At 74.0% G+C, this 15,972-nt stretch carries 13 protein-coding genes; 2 read left to right on the plus strand and 11 right to left on the minus strand.

The window, feature by feature from the left end:
• Window positions 1-80 precede the first annotated feature (80 nt).
• From M3673_RS13890 to M3673_RS13905, 4 genes are all read right to left on the minus strand, one after another.
• Entirely contained in the window at window positions 81-1,685 is a 1,605-nt protein-coding gene (locus M3673_RS13890; RefSeq protein WP_251534404.1) for a hypothetical protein, read from the minus strand.
• The gene (locus tag M3673_RS13895) at window positions 1,660-2,397 is read right to left on the minus strand and encodes an ABC transporter ATP-binding protein (protein ID WP_056865021.1); all 738 of its coding nucleotides are present in this window, start codon (window positions 2,395-2,397) and stop codon (window positions 1,660-1,662) included. Before M3673_RS13895 ends, M3673_RS13890 begins: the two co-directional genes overlap by 26 nt.
• Window positions 2,398-2,598: 201 nt before the next feature.
• Window positions 2,599-4,806, minus strand: a complete 2,208-nt coding sequence (locus M3673_RS13900) for a 3-hydroxyacyl-CoA dehydrogenase NAD-binding domain-containing protein (RefSeq protein WP_251534405.1) — start codon at window positions 4,804-4,806, stop codon at window positions 2,599-2,601.
• An 86-nt stretch (window positions 4,807-4,892) separates the two neighbouring features.
• Window positions 4,893-6,104, minus strand: coding sequence for an acetyl-CoA C-acetyltransferase (locus tag M3673_RS13905; RefSeq protein ID WP_056865023.1), 1,212 nt, complete (start codon window positions 6,102-6,104; stop codon window positions 4,893-4,895).
• Window positions 6,105-6,355: 251 nt separating this feature from the next.
• On the opposite strand from M3673_RS13905, the gene M3673_RS13910 reads away from it, so the two are divergent.
• Window positions 6,356-7,096 (plus strand): MerR family transcriptional regulator, encoded by a 741-nt coding sequence (locus M3673_RS13910; protein WP_056905175.1) that lies wholly within the window; start codon window positions 6,356-6,358, stop codon window positions 7,094-7,096.
• A gap of 103 nt (window positions 7,097-7,199) precedes the next feature.
• Complete coding sequence (locus tag M3673_RS13915) at window positions 7,200-8,093, plus strand: NAD(P)H-binding protein (RefSeq protein WP_056865025.1); 894 nt, start codon at window positions 7,200-7,202, stop codon at window positions 8,091-8,093.
• 126 nt (window positions 8,094-8,219) lie between these two features.
• Here M3673_RS13915 and M3673_RS13920 read toward each other — a convergent pair whose 3' ends face one another.
• The 7 genes from M3673_RS13920 to M3673_RS13950 all read right to left on the minus strand — a co-directional run bounded on the left by M3673_RS13920 (window position 8,220) and on the right by M3673_RS13950 (window position 15,945).
• Window positions 8,220-8,849: a CPBP family intramembrane glutamic endopeptidase gene (locus M3673_RS13920; RefSeq protein ID WP_251534406.1), complete on the minus strand. Its 630-nt coding sequence runs from the start codon at window positions 8,847-8,849 to the stop codon at window positions 8,220-8,222.
• Between the two features lie 100 nt (window positions 8,850-8,949).
• On the minus strand, window positions 8,950-10,542 hold the full coding sequence (locus tag M3673_RS13925) for a DEAD/DEAH box helicase (RefSeq protein ID WP_251534407.1): 1,593 nt from the start codon (window positions 10,540-10,542) through the stop codon (window positions 8,950-8,952).
• Window positions 10,543-10,780: 238 nt separating this feature from the next.
• The gene (locus M3673_RS13930) at window positions 10,781-10,975 is read right to left on the minus strand and encodes a CsbD family protein (protein WP_056865028.1); all 195 of its coding nucleotides are present in this window, start codon (window positions 10,973-10,975) and stop codon (window positions 10,781-10,783) included.
• Window positions 10,976-11,142: 167 nt separating this feature from the next.
• Window positions 11,143-12,651: an NAD(P)/FAD-dependent oxidoreductase gene (locus tag M3673_RS13935; RefSeq protein ID WP_251534408.1), complete on the minus strand. Its 1,509-nt coding sequence runs from the start codon at window positions 12,649-12,651 to the stop codon at window positions 11,143-11,145.
• A 162-nt stretch (window positions 12,652-12,813) separates the two neighbouring features.
• On the minus strand, window positions 12,814-13,563 hold the full coding sequence (locus M3673_RS13940) for a glutamine amidotransferase (protein WP_251534409.1): 750 nt from the start codon (window positions 13,561-13,563) through the stop codon (window positions 12,814-12,816).
• A 58-nt stretch (window positions 13,564-13,621) separates the two neighbouring features.
• Window positions 13,622-14,782: a CaiB/BaiF CoA-transferase family protein gene (locus M3673_RS13945; protein WP_285839557.1), complete on the minus strand. Its 1,161-nt coding sequence runs from the start codon at window positions 14,780-14,782 to the stop codon at window positions 13,622-13,624.
• A 389-nt stretch (window positions 14,783-15,171) separates the two neighbouring features.
• Entirely contained in the window at window positions 15,172-15,945 is a 774-nt protein-coding gene (locus tag M3673_RS13950; RefSeq protein ID WP_251534410.1) for an amino acid ABC transporter ATP-binding protein, read from the minus strand.
• Window positions 15,946-15,972 lie beyond the last annotated feature (27 nt).

The following is a 15,972-nucleotide window of genomic DNA, read 5'->3' on the forward strand; positions in this document are numbered from 1 at the left end:
CGTCATGCGGGACGTCATGCGGGACGTGGAGGCGCATCCACACAGCGCATGACGTCCCCCGGCGAGAGCGGCGCGCGGCGTCAGGCGGTGACGGTCAGCACGACGCGGGCGCGCTCGACGGGGTCGAGCCAGCGGCGGCGGGTGCGCAGCAGGCGCCACGACGACCACGCCAGGAACGGTACGGCGCACAGCACCGGCAGCGCCCACCCCTCGGCGCGGCTGAGCCCGGAGAAGACCAGGCCGGTCACGGTGGTGCTCACCGCGAGGCGGGTGGAGTAGCCGACCATGCCCAGCGGCGGGGCGGGGGTCGCGCGGGCCGAGCGCAGGTCGACCGCGTGGGGGTGGGCCAGCGACCAGCGCATCGCGGCCGCGACCACCTGCACGGTGACCACCGCCAGCGTGGCCGTGATCGCGGCGAGCTCGGCCGCGCTCGGCACCCCGGCGCGCACCGCGGCGATCGCGGTGGTCAGCAGCGAAGCCGCGAGCAGGAACTCCGCCAGCACCCACGCGCGCGCGTCGAAGACCGTGGCCGGGTCGACCGGCAGGCTCTCGCGCCAGCGACCGCCGCGGCCGTCGAGGCACCACGCGTTGACCCCGAAGAGCAGCGCTCCGCCGGAGGCGACCAGGCCGGGGAGCACCGTCATGGTGTCCCAGCGCAGCCCGCCCAGCAGGGCGACCAGGCCGGGGCCCACGGCGAGCACCAGCAGACCGCGTCGCATCGGTACCGCGCGCCACACCGAGGCCCGGTCGGTGCGCACGAGCGCGGTGAGCGGCCAGCGGGCCAGCGGGCGGGCCTCGTGGTGCGCGGTCTCGCTGCCCTGCTCGTCGCGCGGGTGGCGGCGCGCCGCCAGGTGGGCCGGCACGGCGCCGAGGGCGACCGCGAGCAGGGTCGCCACGAGCAGGCCGGCCACGGTGAGGCCCCACCGCGAGCCGGGGCCGCCCACGAGGCCGCCCAGCACCGGCACGGTCGGGCCGCGGTCGAGGGCCGGCACCAGCCGGCCGGTGGCCTGCAGGGCCAGCCCCGCGGCGAGCACCCCGAGGCCGAGCAGGCGCACGGCCAGCACACCGCCGCGCAGGCGGCGCAGGCCCTCCAGGCTCCACGCGACGACCTGCGCGAGCGCCGTGGCCAGGGCCAGCCACAGCAGCATGCCGACCTGCGCGGCGGCGAGGTCGGCGCCGCCGCGGCCCGGGCCCACGGCGTAGGCGGTGCTGCCCAGCAGCGTCCAGGCCTGCAGCAGCCAGGCGATGTTGAGGGGTGCGAGGACCAGCGCCCCGAGGTGGTCGGTCGTGGGGCTGACCGGGTGCACCGCGGCCGGGTCGCGCGCCAGCAGCTCGCGCCCGCCCCCGGAGACGACCGCCGAGACCAGCGCCAGCAGCAGGAAGCCCGCCATCGCGGTGGGCAGCAGCAGGAGCACGTCGAGGCTGCGGCCCTCCCCCGAGCCCGCGCCGGGGGTCCACGCCGGCACGACCGCGGCCGCCGCGGTGAGCGCGACGAAGGCGGCGGCGAGCGCGACGAGGACCCTGCGGCTGCGCACGGTGCCGGCGCGGAAGGCGACCAGGTGGCCGGTGTCGACCACGGCGTGCCACGCGTCGGCGGGTGCGGCGCGCCAGCGGGCGGCGGCCCCGGGACGACGCGGCGGGCCGGAGCCGGGCCAGCGCTCAGTCGAGGAGGCCGCGGTAGGCACGGGCGCCGTCCTCCCCCACCATGTCGGCGGCCGGGAGGGTGGCGACCTGGGCACCGCCCCGCAGCACGGTCACGGTCGAGCAGGCCTCGATGGCCAGCTCGCGCAGGTGGGTGGAGACCAGGACGCAGGCGCCACGGGCGCGGGCGTCGGCGACGACCTCGAGGGTCGCCTCCACGCCGATCGGGTCGACGCCGTCGAAGGGCTCGTCGAGCAGCAGCACGTCGGGCTCGTGCAGCGCGGCCAGCACCACCGAGAGCCGGCGGCCCATGCCGTGGGAGAAGCCGGCCGTCACCCGGTGGGCGACGTCGCCGAGCTCGAAGCGCTCGAGCAGGTCGCGGGCGCGCTGCTCCCAGCCCACCGGGCGGGTGCGCCACGCGCGGTCGAGGCGGCGCAGCCGCGCGGAGAGCTGCACGTGCTCCCACGGCGTCGCGCGGGGCACGAGCCCGCCCACGTCGGGGCAGTAGCCCACCGACTGCTTGACCCGCAGCGGCTCGCGCCGCACGTCGTGGCCCGCGACGCGGGCGGTGCCCGACGTGGGCGGCACGACGCCGGCGAGCACGCGCATCGTCGTCGACTTGCCCGCGCCGTTGCGGCCCAGGAGGGCGGTGGCCTGGCCGGCGTACGCCACCAGGTCGACGCCCGCGACCGCCTCCACCTCGCCGAAGCGCACGTGGAGGGCGCGCACGTCGACGGCGGGCCGGGGGGAGGTCACGCCACCATCCTGGCCGCGCGGGCGCTGCCCCAGGAGGCCTCCGCGGGCAAATGACCCGGACCGACCAGGGGGTCGGCCGTTCGGAGGACCCGCGGTCTCCGCCGATCGGTCAGGACGCACCGCGGCGGCGGACCCGTCGAGGGCCCGCCGCCGCGGTGTCGTGCTGGTCCGGTGGGCCCGGTAGCCCTCGCGGGCCCGGTGTCAGGCCGGGAAGGACTCGCCCTTCTCCGCCATGGAGCGGAGGTGGGCGGTGGGGGCGAAGCGGTCGCCGTAGCGCTCGGCCAGCTGGTCGGCGCGCTTGACGAAGGCGGCCAGGCCGATCTCTCCGTCGGCGGCCTGGTAGCCGGTCATGTACTGCGCGGCGCCACCGGTCATGGGCGGGAAGCCGATGCCCATGATGGAGCCGATGTTGGCGGCCGCGGCGGAGGTGATGACGCCCTCCTCGAAGCACTTGGCCGTCTCGAGGGCCTCGGCGAAGAGCATCCGCTCCTTCATGTCCTCGAAGGGGATCTGCTCCTCCGCCACCGGGAACTCCTCGGCGAGGCCGGCCCAGAGGCCCTGGCGCTTGCCGTCGGCGTACTCGTAGAAGCCCTTGCCCTTGAGGCGCGAGGGGCGCTCGAGCTCGAGCATGCGCTGCACCACGGCGGTGCCGGGGTGGATGGCGTACGGCGTGCCGTCGCGCTCGGCGGCCTCGCGGGTGGCCTTCTCGATCTTGGCCATGAGCTCCATGTTGAGCTCGTCGGTCAGCTGCAGCGTGCCCACGGGGTAGCCCGCCTGCGTCGCGGCGCGCTCCAGGGAGATCGGGTGGGCGCCCTCGGCGAGCATGGCCAGGCCCTCGTTGACGAAGAAGCCGATGACGCGCGAGGTGTAGAACCCGCGGCTGTCGTTGACCACGATCGGGGTCTTGCGGATCTGCTGCACGACGTCGTAGGCCTTGGCCAGCGCCTCGTCGGAGGTCTCGGCGCCGCGGATGATCTCCACCAGCGGCATCTTGTCGACGGGGCTGAAGAAGTGCAGGCCGATGAAGTCCTTCGGGCGGTCGACGCCCTCGGCGAGCTCGGTGATCGGCAGGGTCGAGGTGTTGGAGCACAGCAGCGCGTCGTCGTTGACGTAGGGCGCCACCTCGGCGAAGACCTTGGCCTTGAGCGAGGGGTCCTCGAAGACGGCCTCGATGACCAGGTCGCAGCCGGCCAGGGCGGCGGCGTCGCCGGTGGCGGTGATGCGGCCGAGCAGCTCGGCCTTCTTCTCCTCGGTGGACTTGCCGCGCGAGATGGCCTTGTCGAGCAGGCCCTCGGAGTAGGCCTTGCCCTTGGCGGCGTTCTCGTCGGAGACGTCCTTGAGCACGACCTCCATGCCGGCGCGGGCGCAGGAGTAGGCGATGCCGGCGCCCATCATGCCGGCGCCGAGCACGCCGACCTTGGTGGCCTTGAAGGGCTCGATGCCCTGCGGGCGCATGGAGCCGGACTTGATGGCCTGCAGGTCGAAGAAGAACGCCTGGATCATGTTCTTCGAGCCCTGCTCGGTGATGAGCTTGACCAGGTAGCGCGACTCGATGCGCGAGGCGGTGTCGAAGTCGCGCATGGCGCCCTCGACGGCGGCCGAGAGGATCGCGCGGGCGGCGGGGTAGACCGCGCCCTTGGTCTGCTTGCGCAGCAGTGCCGGGAAGGCGGGCAGGAAGCCGGCCAGGGCCGGGCCCTTGGGGTTGCCGCCGGGCATCTTGTAGCCGGGGGCGTCCCACGGGTTGGTGGTCGCCTCGGGGTGGGCCTTGATCCACGCCTTGGCCGCGGGCAGGAGCTCCTCGCGGGTGGCGACCAGCTCGTCGACCAGGCCCTTCTCCTTGGCCTGGGCCGGCTTGAACTGCGTGCCGGTGAGCAGCACCTCCATCAGCCCCGCCTGGAGGCCGAGCAGCCGCACGATGCGGGTCACGCCGCCGCCGCCGGGCAGCAGGCCCAGCGACGACTCGGGCAGGCCGAGGGCGATCTTGTCGTCGTCGACGACGATGCGGTGGTTGGTGGCCAGGCAGATCTCGAAGCCGCCGCCGAGCGCGGCGCCGTTGATGGCCGAGACGACCGGCACGGGCAGCTTCTCCAGGCGGCGCAGCGGCTCCTTGACGCCCTCGGCCATCGCGAAGACGCTCGCGGCGTCGTCGGGGGTCGCGGTGACCATGCCCTTGAGGTCGCCGCCGGCGAAGAACGTCTTCTTCGCGCTGGCGATCACGACGCCGGTGACGCTCGAGGCGTCGGCGGCCAGCTCGTCCTCGATGCGGTCCACGACGGCCTTCATCGAGGAGGTGTAGAGGGCGTTCATGGTGTTGGCCGACTGGTGCGGGTCGTCGAGGGTGAGGGTGACGATGCCGTCGGCGTCCTTGTCGTAGCGGACGGCGGTCTGCTCGGTGGTGGTGGTGCTCATGCGTGTGTGGGTCCTGTCTGGGTCTGTGACGGGCGTCGGCGCGTACGCCGGGAGGGGGCTGGTAGGTCCGCGCGGGTGCGCGGGGCTCAGACCAGCTCGACGATCGTGGCGATGCCCATGCCGCCGCCGACGCAGAGCGTGGCGAGGCCGCGGCGCTGGTCGCGGCGGGCGAGCTCGTCGATGAGGGTGCCGAGGATCATCGCGCCGGTGGCCCCGAGCGGGTGGCCCATGGCGATGGCGCCGCCGTTGACGTTGGTGATCTCGTCGGTGATGCCCATGTCGCGCATGAAGCGCATCGCGACGGCCGCGAAGGCCTCGTTGATCTCGAAGAGGTCGATGTCGCCGACCTCGAGGCCGGCCTTGGCCAGCGCCTTGCGGGCGGCCGGGGCGGGGCCGGTGAGCATGATCGTCGGGTCGGCGCCCGAGACGGCCATCGACACGATCCGGGCGCGCGGGGTCAGACCGAGGTCGACGCCGACCTGCTCGGTGCCGATGGCCATGAGCGCGGCGCCGTCGACGATGCCCGAGGAGTTGCCGGCGTGGTGGACGTGGTCGATCTTCTCGACCCAGTGGTACTTCTCCAGCGCGACGTCGTCGAAGCCCGCGTCGCGACCCATCTGGGCGAAGCTGGGCCGGAGGCCGGCCAGGCCCTCGACCGAGGTGTCGGGGCGGATCAGCTCGTCGTGGTCGAGCACCGTGAGGCCGTTGATGTCCTTGACCGGCACGACCGAGTCGGTGAAATAGCCGTTGGCCCACGCCTTGGCGGCGCGGTGGTTGGACTCGGCGGCGAAGGCGTCGACGTCCTCGCGGCTCCAGCCCTCGATGGTGGCGATGAGGTCGGCGCCGATGCCCTGGGGCACGAAGCCGGTGGCGAGCGCGGTGGCGGGGTCCTGGGCCCAGGCGCCGCCGTCGGAGCCCATCGGCGCGTTGCTCATCGACTCCACGCCACCGGCGAGGATGAGGTCCTCCATGCCGCCGCGGATGCGACCGGCGGCCTGGTTGACGGCCTCGAGGCCCGAGGCGCAGAAGCGGTTGAGCTGCACGCCGGCGACCGTGTCGGGGTAGCCCGCCTTCAGCGCGGCGGTCTTGGCGATGTCGCCGCCCTGCTCGCCGACGGGGGTGACCACGCCGAGCACCACGTCGTCGACGCGGTGGGGGTCGAGGCCGGGGTTGCGCACCTTCAGCTCGTCGAGCAGCCCGACCACGAGGTCGACCGGCTTCACCTCGTGCAGCGATCCGGCGGCCTTGCCCTTGCCGCGCGGTGTGCGGATGTGGTCGTACACGAATGCTTCTGCCATGACCGTCCTCGGTGCTCGATGTCTGTGCGTCGATTGTGACACTATTGCTGTCACTGTCGTCAAGGGATCGCGGCACCGCCCGCGCCCCCGTGCGTGTGTCGGCCACCACACCGGCAGGATGTCCTGCCTGACCGGCAGGTCGCCGCCCCCCGCGTCAGCGGCGGGCGGGCGCCACGGCAGCATCACGACAGGCATCACGACGGGCATCACGACACGCAGCACGGCAAGCAGCAGCAGGAGGGAGGACGAGGATGGACGAGAACGGCGCCGGGGCCACCAAGGACCTGATGACCCTCGACGAGCTGACCCAGCGCGCCGGGATCAGCGTGCGCAACGTGCGCTTCTACACCACCAAGGGCCTCGTGCCGCCCCCGATCCGTCGCGGCCGCTCCGGCTACTACACCCCCGACCACGTCGCGCGCCTCGAGCTGGTCGCCGAGCTGCAGAGCCACGGCTTCACGCTCTCGGCCATCGAGCGCTACGTCGCCGCGATCCCCGCCGACGCCACCCCCGAGGACATCGCGCTGCACCGCACGATGCTGGCGCCGTGGCAGGCCGACGTGCCCGAGGAGATGAGCGTCGCCGAGCTCGCCACCCGCGCAGGGCGCGAGCTGGGCGAGGACGACCTCTCCACGCTGGCCGCCCTCGGCATCGCCGTGCCGACGCGCCGCGGGCGCTACGCCGTGGCGCTCACCCAGCTGCCGGTGGGGCTGAGCCTGCTCGACCTCGGCTTCCCCACCGAGGCCGCGGTCGCCTCGGCCCAGGTCTACGCCGCCCACGGCCGCCAGCTGGCCGAGGAGCTCAACCAGGTCTTCCGCACGATGGTGTGGCCCGCCTACAAGGAGGCCGGCGCCTCTCCCGAGACCATCCGCGAGGTCGTCGAGCGGCTCAAGCCGCTCTCGATCGCCGGGCTGGTCTCGGCCTACGAGTCGGCCATGGACCAGGCCAAGCGCGACCGGATCGCCGAGCGCGCCCGGCGCGGCACCGACTGACCCTGCCCCCGGCCGGCCAGGCGTCCCGGCGGTTTCTCACCCCTCGGGCCCGAGCCCCCCGCTCCTGGACGGCGGGCCAGGTCGCACCCCCTACGCTGGCCCCATGAGTCTCACCGTCCTCGTCACCGGCGCCACCGGCTTCATCGGGAAGCGGCTGGTGCCTGCGATGGTCGAGGCCGGTCACCACGTCAAGGCGATGACCCGCCACCCCGACACCTACGAGGGGCAGGGCGAGGCCGTCTACGGCGACGTCTTCGACCCCGGCACGCTGGCCGAGCCGCTGACCGACGTCGACGTCGCCATCTACCTGGTGCACTCCCTCGACGACAACGACTTCGAGCGCAAGGACGCCGAGGCCGCCACCGCCTTCGGGCTGGCCGCGGCCGCCAACGGCGTCACCCAGATCGTCTACATGGGCGGCCTCGGCAAGGACGACGACGACCTCTCCCCCCACCTGCGCTCGCGCCGCGAGGTCGAGCAGCTGCTCGGCACCTCCGGGGTGCCCGTCACGGTGCTGCGTGCGGCGATCGTCGTCGGCGCCGGCGGCGTGTCGTGGGAGATGACGCGTGGGCTGGTGAAGAACCTGCCCGCGATGGTCGTGCCGCGCTGGGCCGCCACCCGCACCCAGCCGATCGCGATCGACGACGTCATCCGCTACATCGTGGGCGTCACCGGCAAGGAGGAGGCCTACGACCGGGTCTTCGAGGTTGGCGGCGCCGACCAGCTGAGCTACGTCGGCATGATGCGCGGCGCGGCCAAGGAGATCCTGGGCCGCGACATCCCGATCATCCAGCTCCCCGTGGGCACGCCGGTGCTCTCGTCGTGGTGGATCCGCCTGGTCACGGGCGTCGACACCACCACCGCGGCCAACCTCATCGACTCGATGGGCAACGAGGTCCTGCAGACCGACTACTCCATCCGCGACGTCGTGCCCGGCGAGCCGCTGAGCTACGCCGAGGCCGTGCGCCGCGCCGTGGCCGAGGACGACCAGACCTGAGCCGGGTCCGATGCGGGCGCCCGGCCGTGCGCCGTGCGGATCGTGGATCCGCCGCCACGCGACGCATGAGGTCAGCGCCCGCCACCGCGGGAGGGCCCGAGGACGGGTCCGCGGCGCGGAGGACGATCAGAGGAAGATCAGCGGCAAGAGGAAGAGCATCGAGATCGACCACGTCAGGTGGGTCAGGATCGGGGCGAGGATGCCGCCCGAGGCGCGACGCTGCAGGCCGACCACCACGCCGAGGAGCACGGCGGCGAAGGTGAGCATGACGTTGCCGGTGGCCAGCGTGGCCACGGTGTAGGCCACCGTGGTGACCGGCACGGGGTAGCGCGGGGTGGCGGCGTAGGCGCCACCGCGGAAGAACAGCTCCTCGGCGACACCGTTGACGGCCGTCACGAAGAGCAGCAGCGGCCAGGGCCCCTCGACGGTGTAGTCGAGCACCGACTGGATCTGGCGCACCAGGGGGTCGAAGAGCGGGATCTCGCGGATCAGCAGCGCGCCGAACACGAAGACCCCGACCATCGCCGCGCCCAGCAGGATCGGCGAGAGCACCGGGCGGCGCAGCCGCTCGGCGTGCCCGATGCGCCCGAGGTGGAGCGGGCCGGAGGTGAAGGCGCCGAGGATCCACACCGAGGCCAGGACGAGCGTCGAGACGTAGAACCAGCCCGAGCCCGGCTCGATGCGCAGCGAGAAGCCGAGCACGGCGGCGCCGATCACCACGAAGACACCCGTGACGATCTGGCGCCGCCTCAGCACGGCGGGGTCGTCCCGGTGGTCGCGAGGCACGACGTCCCACAGGGACCGTCTGACGAACTCACGCACCGGGCTCACTCCTCCGACCTTACGTCGCCTGCGGTCAGCCCCGGCGTCCGCTGAAGGACGCGGCGCTGTGGCTCGAGCCGCCCTGCCCCGACCCACCGGTACGCCGGGCAGCGCCCGACCGCCCGCCGGGCCCGCCGGCGGGCTTGGCCGCACCGGAGCCCTGGCCGCGCCCGCGACCCTGGCCGCCCTGACCGCCGCCCTGCGAGGACGAGCCGGAGCCGCCCGAGGAGGTGCCGCCGCCGCTGCGACGACGGCGGGTGCCGCCGCCCGCGCCGCCGGCGCCGCGGCCGCCGGAGCGACCCGAGCCGCCACCGCTGCCGCCGGAGCCGCGCGGGGCGGGCTCGGGGGTGCTGACGCCGAGGCCGCCGGGCACGAGGACCCGCTCACCGGGGGCCAGCGTGGTGAGGATCGGGTGGGAGATCGTGTCGACCTTGGTGATGGTCGGCTTGATGCCGGCCGCGCGGGTCAGGTCACGCACGTCGCGCACCTGCTCGGCAGTCATCAGGGTGATGACGGTGCCGGCCGCGCCCGCGCGCGCCGTACGGCCCGAGCGGTGCAGGTAGGCCTTGTGCTCGGCCGGCGGGTCGGCGTGGACCACGAGGGCCACGTCGTCGACGTGGATGCCGCGGGCCGCGATGTCGGTGGCGACCAGCGTGCTGGCCTGGCCGGCGTGGAAGGCGTCCATGTTGCGCACGCGCGCGTTCTGCGACAGGTTGCCGTGCAGCTCGACGGCGGGCACGCCGTTCTTGTTGAGCTGGCGGGCCAGGGCCTTGGCGCCGTGCTTGGTGCGGGTGAAGACCACGGTGCGACCGGGCGCGCTGGCCAGGTCGACCAGCACCGGCACGCGCTGCTCGCGCGAGAGGTGCAGCACGTGGTGGTCCATCTTCGCCACCGGCGACTGCGCGGAGTCGGCGGAGTGGGTGACGGGGTTGCGCAGGAAGCGCTTGACCAGCACGTCGATGGCGTTGTCGAGGGTGGCCGAGAACAGCAGGCGCTGGCTCTCGACGGGGGTCTTCTCCAGGATCCGGCGCACGCCGGGCAGGAAGCCGAGGTCGGCCATGTGGTCGGCCTCGTCGAGCACGGTCACCTCGATGGAGCCGAGCTGGCAGTGGCCCTGGGAGATGAGGTCCTCGAGTCGGCCGGGGCAGGCCAGCACGATGTCGGTGCCGCGGCGCAGCCCGGCGACCTGGGGGTTCTGACCCACGCCGCCGAAGACGGTCTGGGTGGTGAGGCCGGCGGCCTTGGCCAGCGGCTTGAGGGCCTCGTGGATCTGGTTGACCAGCTCGCGGGTCGGGGCCAGCACGAGCGCGCGGGGGCGCTTGGCCGTCGCGGGCAGCGACGACTCGACGAGGCGGGCCACCAGCGGCAGCAGGAACGCGAAGGTCTTGCCGGAGCCGGTGCGGCCGCGGCCGAGCACGTCGCGCCCGGCCAGCGAGTCGGGCAGCGTCGCGGCCTGGATCGGGGTGGGGGAGGTGATGCCGTCGCGGGCGAGGATCGCCACGAGGTCGGCGGGCACGCCGAGGGCGGCGAAGCTCGGGGAGCCCGCGCCGGCGGTGCCGGAGGAACGGGTGGAGGAAGCGTTGGACGAAGCGTTGGACGATGCGTTGGACACGAAGAAGTCACTCACTGTGGGCGTGTCTCGCCAATGATTGGCTGCACGACTGGCCCGTGACGGGCGAGAGGAGCGGGTGCCTCCGACGGAGGCGGCGCGCGGACCGGGTGGTGCGGGTCCGGCGAAGCCCGAGGCAAGACGGAACGGGCTGCTCCCCAGTCTAGGGGTGCAGCCCGTCGATCGAGATTCGACGCGGTGTGCGTCTGGTCTCAGCCGTCCCTCCCGGCCGCGGTGCGCGGCGGGAGGGCAGGTCTCACTTGGTGAGGCCGTCCTTGATGTCCTTGGCGGCGTCCTTGAGCTTCTCGACGCCCTGCTTGACGCCGGCCGAGGCCTGGTCGCCCTTGCCCTCCGCCTCGAGCTGCTCGTCGCCGGTCGCGCGGCCGGTGGTCTCCTTGGCCTTGCCGCCGAGCTCCTCGGACTTGTTGCTGATCTTGTCGCCGATGCCCATCACGTGCTCCGTTCGGTCGGGGTGTCCCCCTCGGTCGAGGGGTGCGTTCTGCGTTCCAGTGCACCACCGTGCACCGAGCCCGGCCTCACCCCTCGGGTGAGCGCGGGGTGCGCCCCGCGTCACACCGGGGCGCCCGTGGCGTACGCCGGACCGGTGCGCTCGGGCGGTCAGGAGAAGGCGAGGGCCTCGTCGTCGATGCGGTCGCGGCGGATGGTGCGCACGTCTTGGAGGTAGTTCTGCCGCAGCATCCACGGCGCGCGGTCGCCCTGCTTGGGCAGGTCGTCGAGGGCGCGCTGGATGTAGCCGGAGGCGAGGTCCATGAAGGGCCGCTCCCCCACCGACTCGTCGCGCACGGGCACCACGGCGCGCAGGCCGTGCTCGTCGAGGTGGGAGAGCAGGCGCACGACGTACTCCCCCACCAGGTCGGCCTTGAGGGTCCACGAGGCGTTGGTGTAGCCGATCGTGTAGGCGAAGTTGGGCACGCCGCTGAGCATGAGGCCCTTGTAGGACATCGCCTGGGAGACGTCGATCCGCTCCCCGTCGAGGCTGAGCTCGAGGCCGCCGAAGGCGAGCAGCTTCAGGCCCGTGGCGGTGACGATGATGTCGGCGTCGAGGTGCTCCCCGGAGGTGAGCGCGATGCCGGTCTCGTCGAAGGTCTCGATGGTGTCGGTGACCACCGAGGCCTGACCGGCGCGCAGGGCCTTGAAGAGGTCGCCGTCGGGCACGACGCACAGGCGCTGGTCCCACGGGTCGTAGGACGGCTGGAAGTGCTCGTCGAAGGAGACGCCCTCGGGCAGCTGGGGCTCGGTGAAGCGGCGGATGACGGCCTTGGCCTGCCGCGGGAAGCGGCGGGCCAGCTGGTAGCTGGCCACCAGGCGCAGCACGTTCTTCCACCGCACGACCGGGTAGGTCACCGCGGCCGGCAGCGGCAGCTTGTCGAACAGCCTCGACCAGGGGTCCTCGCCGGGCTGCGGGAGGATGTAGGTGGGGGTGCGCTGGAGCATGGTGATGTGCTCGGTCGTGCCGGCCATCGAGGGCAGCAGCGTGATCGCGGTGGCGCCCGAGCCGATGACGACGACCCTCTTGCCGGCGTAGTCGAGGTCCTCGGGCCAGTGCTGGGGGTGCACGACCTGGCCCTGGAAGCGCTCGCGGCCGGGGAAGACCGGGGTGTGGCCTTCCTCGTAGTCGTAGTAGCCCGTGGCGCCCCACAGGAAGCCGCAGGTCATGGTGAGCGGCTCGCCGTCGCGCTCGATGCGCACCGTCCAGCGCGCGGCCGCGGAGTCCCAGTCGGCGCCGAGGACCTTGTGGTGGTAGCGGACGAGGCGGTCGACGCCCTGCTCGCGGGCGACCGTGCGCACGTAGTCGAGGATCAGGCCGCCGTCGGCCAGCGCGGTGTGGCTGGGCCAGGGGCGCCAGCGGTAGCCGAAGGTGAACATGTCGGAGTCCGAGCGCACGCCGGGGTAGCGGAAGAGGTCCCACGTGCCGCCGCTGGCCCCGCGGCTCTCCAGCACCGCCACGCTGCGACCGGGGTGGCCCGCGCGCAGCTGGCAGGCCGCGCCGATGCCCGAGAGGCCGGCGCCGACGATGAGGACGTCGACGTGCTCGACCCCGCCGGGGGGCGTGGCGGAGGTGGACTCGCGGGTGCCGGTCGCAGGGGCGCTGGTCTCGCTGCTCATGGGCCGACGGTAGCCCGGTCCGGGCCTTGTTGACAGATGTTCAGCAAGAGGTCTGCCTCACTGCCCGTACGCCGGGGACGCTGCGGCTGGGCGGGGGCGGGCCGGGGCGGGCCGGGGTCGCGGGCCGGGGCGGGCCGGGGTCGCGGGCCGGCCGGGGCGGGGTCAGTCGCGGGCGAAGAGCTCGACGAAGCGGGTGAGCAGCCGCTGCGGCTCGGTGACAACGGCGGCGCGGGCGCGGGCCTGGAGGGTGGCGGCGCCGCCGGGCTCGAAGTAGCCGTGCTCGGCGTAGACCTCGATGCGGGTGCAGATGCCCTCGACGTCGAGCTCGGGGTGGAACTGCGTGGCCCAGACCCGCTCGCCCAGCCGGAAGGCCTGCACCGGGCAGGTCGCCGACGACGCCAGCAGCACCGCCCCCTCGGGCAGGCGGGCCACCGCCTCCTTGTGGCCCAGGAAGGCCTGGAAACGGTCGGGCAGGCCCCCGAAGAGCGCGTCGGCGCGTCCGGCCTCGGTGAGGGTGATGGTCTGCGCCCCGATCGGCTCGGGGTGGGAGCGGTCGACCAGTCCGCCGCGCAGCACGCCGAGGGTGCCGATGCCGTAGCAGGCGCCGAGGAAGGGGTGGTCGGCCGCGACGACCCGCTCGGCGAGGTCGGCCAGCTCGGCCTCGGCCCGGCGCTGCGCGGTGCCCTTGGCCTCGACGGGGTCGCTGACGTTGTAGGGCCCGCCGCCGAGCACGATGCCCGACCAGGCGTCGAGGTCGACGGGGCCGCCGAGCGCGTCGAGGAGCGACTCGCGCTCCAGGCGCACGCGGCGCAGCTCGCGCTCGGCCAGGCCGGTGCAGCGCAGGACCGCGTCGTACTCACCGTCGGCGGCGAGGTCCTCCGCGCGGGTGCCGAGGAAGAGGAACGGCTTCACGGGGCCAGTGTGCCGGGCGCCGGGCGGGCGGCTCGCACCGGCGGGCGTGCGAGCCGGGTCAGTCGGCCTGCACCGCGACGCCGCGCTCGAGCAGGCCGTCGACGTCGGCGACGCCCCACGCGGCGAGGGCGTCGCGGGTGTGGCGGCCGGCCTTGTCGGGCGGGGGCGTGGAGAGCGTGGCCTCGGTGCGGGAGAAGCGGGGCGCGGGGGCCGGCTGGAGGCGGCCCTCGTGCTCGACGAGGGTGCCGCGGGCGGCGAGGTGGGGGTGGTCCTTGGCCTCGGTGACCGGGATGATCCCGGCGACGCAGGCGTCGGTGCCCTCGAAGAGCGCGACCCAGTCGGCCTGGGTGCGGCTGCGGAAGGTGTCGGCGAAGAGGGCGCGCATCTCGTCGTAGCGCTCCAGCTCGTGCTGGCCGGGGCAGGTCTCCTTGACGCCGAGCAGGGTGACGAGGGCGTCGAAGAACTGCGGCTCGAGGGCGCCGACGCTCATGTGGCGGCCGTCGGAGGTCTCGTAGACGTCGTAGTAGGGGGCGCCGCCGTCGAGGAGGTTGGCCGCGCGCTCCTCGCGGAAGATGCCCGCGCCGACGAAGGCGGTGGTCATGGCGTTGACGTGGGCGGTGCCGTCGACGATCGCGCCGTCGACGACCTGACCCCGCCCGCTCCCCCTCGCCTCGAGGAGGGCGGCGAGGATCCCGATGACGAGGTACGTCGAGCCGCCGCCGAAGTCGCCGACGAGGTTGGTCGGGAAGTGCGGTCGCGACGGGTCCTGGCCGAGGCCGAAGAGGGCGCCGGTGATGGCGATGTAGTTCATGTCGTGCCCGGCGGCGTGGGCCAGCGGGCCGGTCTGGCCCCAGCCGGTCATGCGCGCGTAGACCAGGCGCGGGTTGCGGGCGTGGCAGTCGTCGGGGCCGAGGCCGAGGCGCTCGGTGACGCCGGGGCGCATGCCCTCGACCAGCACGTCGGCGCTCGCCACGAGGTCGAGCACGGTCTGCACCGCCTCGGGGCTCTTCAGGTCGAGCGCGACGCTGGGCCGGCCGCGGTTGAGCAGGTCGTGGCTGCCGCCGCTGAGCACCTGGCCCCCCGGGCGCTCGACCCGGATCACGTCGGCGCCCAGGTCGGCCAGGATCATGCAGGCGTGCGGGCCCGGCCCGATGCCCGCGATCTCCACGACCTTGACGCCCCGCAGCGGTCCCGTGCCCTGACCCAGCTCGTAGCTCATGGGCGCATCATGCCCCAGATGCTGACAGAAGTGGTGTCACGGTCGGGTGGTGGGCGGGGCGCGGTCGGGATCGGGTCGGGGACCGGGCCGCGGGTGGGGCCGTCCAGCGCGATCGCGCCGGTTGCGCAGGCCGGGGCCGCCGAGGACTGCGGCAGCCGCGCACACCGCACGACGCGCCCAGCCCGGCTGAGCGTGGGGTCGTCCAGCGCGATTGCGCGGTTCGCGCAGGCCGGGGCCGCCCGCGAACGCACCAGCCACGCACACCGCGCCGTCCCCAGCCCGCCGACGGCGCGAGTGCGCGATCGGTGCGCTCCAGCCACGCAACTGCGCGATCCGGGCCGCGCCAGTGGGCGATCCGGCCTGCGGCGGCGGAGCGGGGAGCCCCCGGGTCAGCCGGGCAGGACGCGCCGCAGGAACTGGCGGGTGCGCTCCTCGCGGGGGTCGGCGAAGATCTCGGCGGGCGGGCCCTGCTCGAGGATGCGGCCCTCGTGGAGGAAGCAGACCGAGGTGGCGACCTCGCGGGCGAAGGCCATCTCGTGGGTGGCCAGCACCATGGTGGTGCCGGCCTCGGCCAGGTCGCGCACGATGGCGAGCACGTCGCCCACCAGCTCGGGGTCGAGCGCCGCGGTGATCTCGTCGAGCAGCAGCAGCGTCGGCTTCGTGCACAGCGCGCGCACGAGCGCGGCGCGCTGCTGCTGGCCACCGGAGAGCTTGTCGGGGTGCTTGCCGGCGTGCTCGGAGAGCCCGAACTGCGCGAGCAGGTCGCGCGCGCGGGCCTCCGCCTCGGCCTGGCCCAGGCCGTGCACGCGGCGCGGGGCGAGGGTGCAGTTGTCGAGCACGGTGAGGTGGGGGAAGAGGTTGTAGGCCTGGAAGACCATGCCCATGCGCCGGCGCACCTCGCGCGGGTCGACGCGGGGGTCGGAGACCTCGCGGCCCTCGAAGACGATCGAGCCGTCGTCGACGTCCTCGAGCAGGTTGAGGCAGCGCAGCAGCGTCGACTTGCCCGACCCCGAGGAGCCGATCAGGCAGATGACGTCGTGGGGCTGCACGCGCAGCGACACGTCGGCCAGCACGACGCGCTCGCCGTAGGACTTGCGCAGGCCGGTCGCCTCGAGCAGCGGCTCGACGCCGCCGCGCACGGTCCCGCCCACAGGGCCGGTCACAGGGCCGGTCACAGGACCGGTCACAGG

The organism is Nocardioides sp. P86, assembly GCF_023712465.1.
GTDB lineage: Bacteria > Actinomycetota > Actinomycetes > Propionibacteriales > Nocardioidaceae > Nocardioides > Nocardioides kribbensis.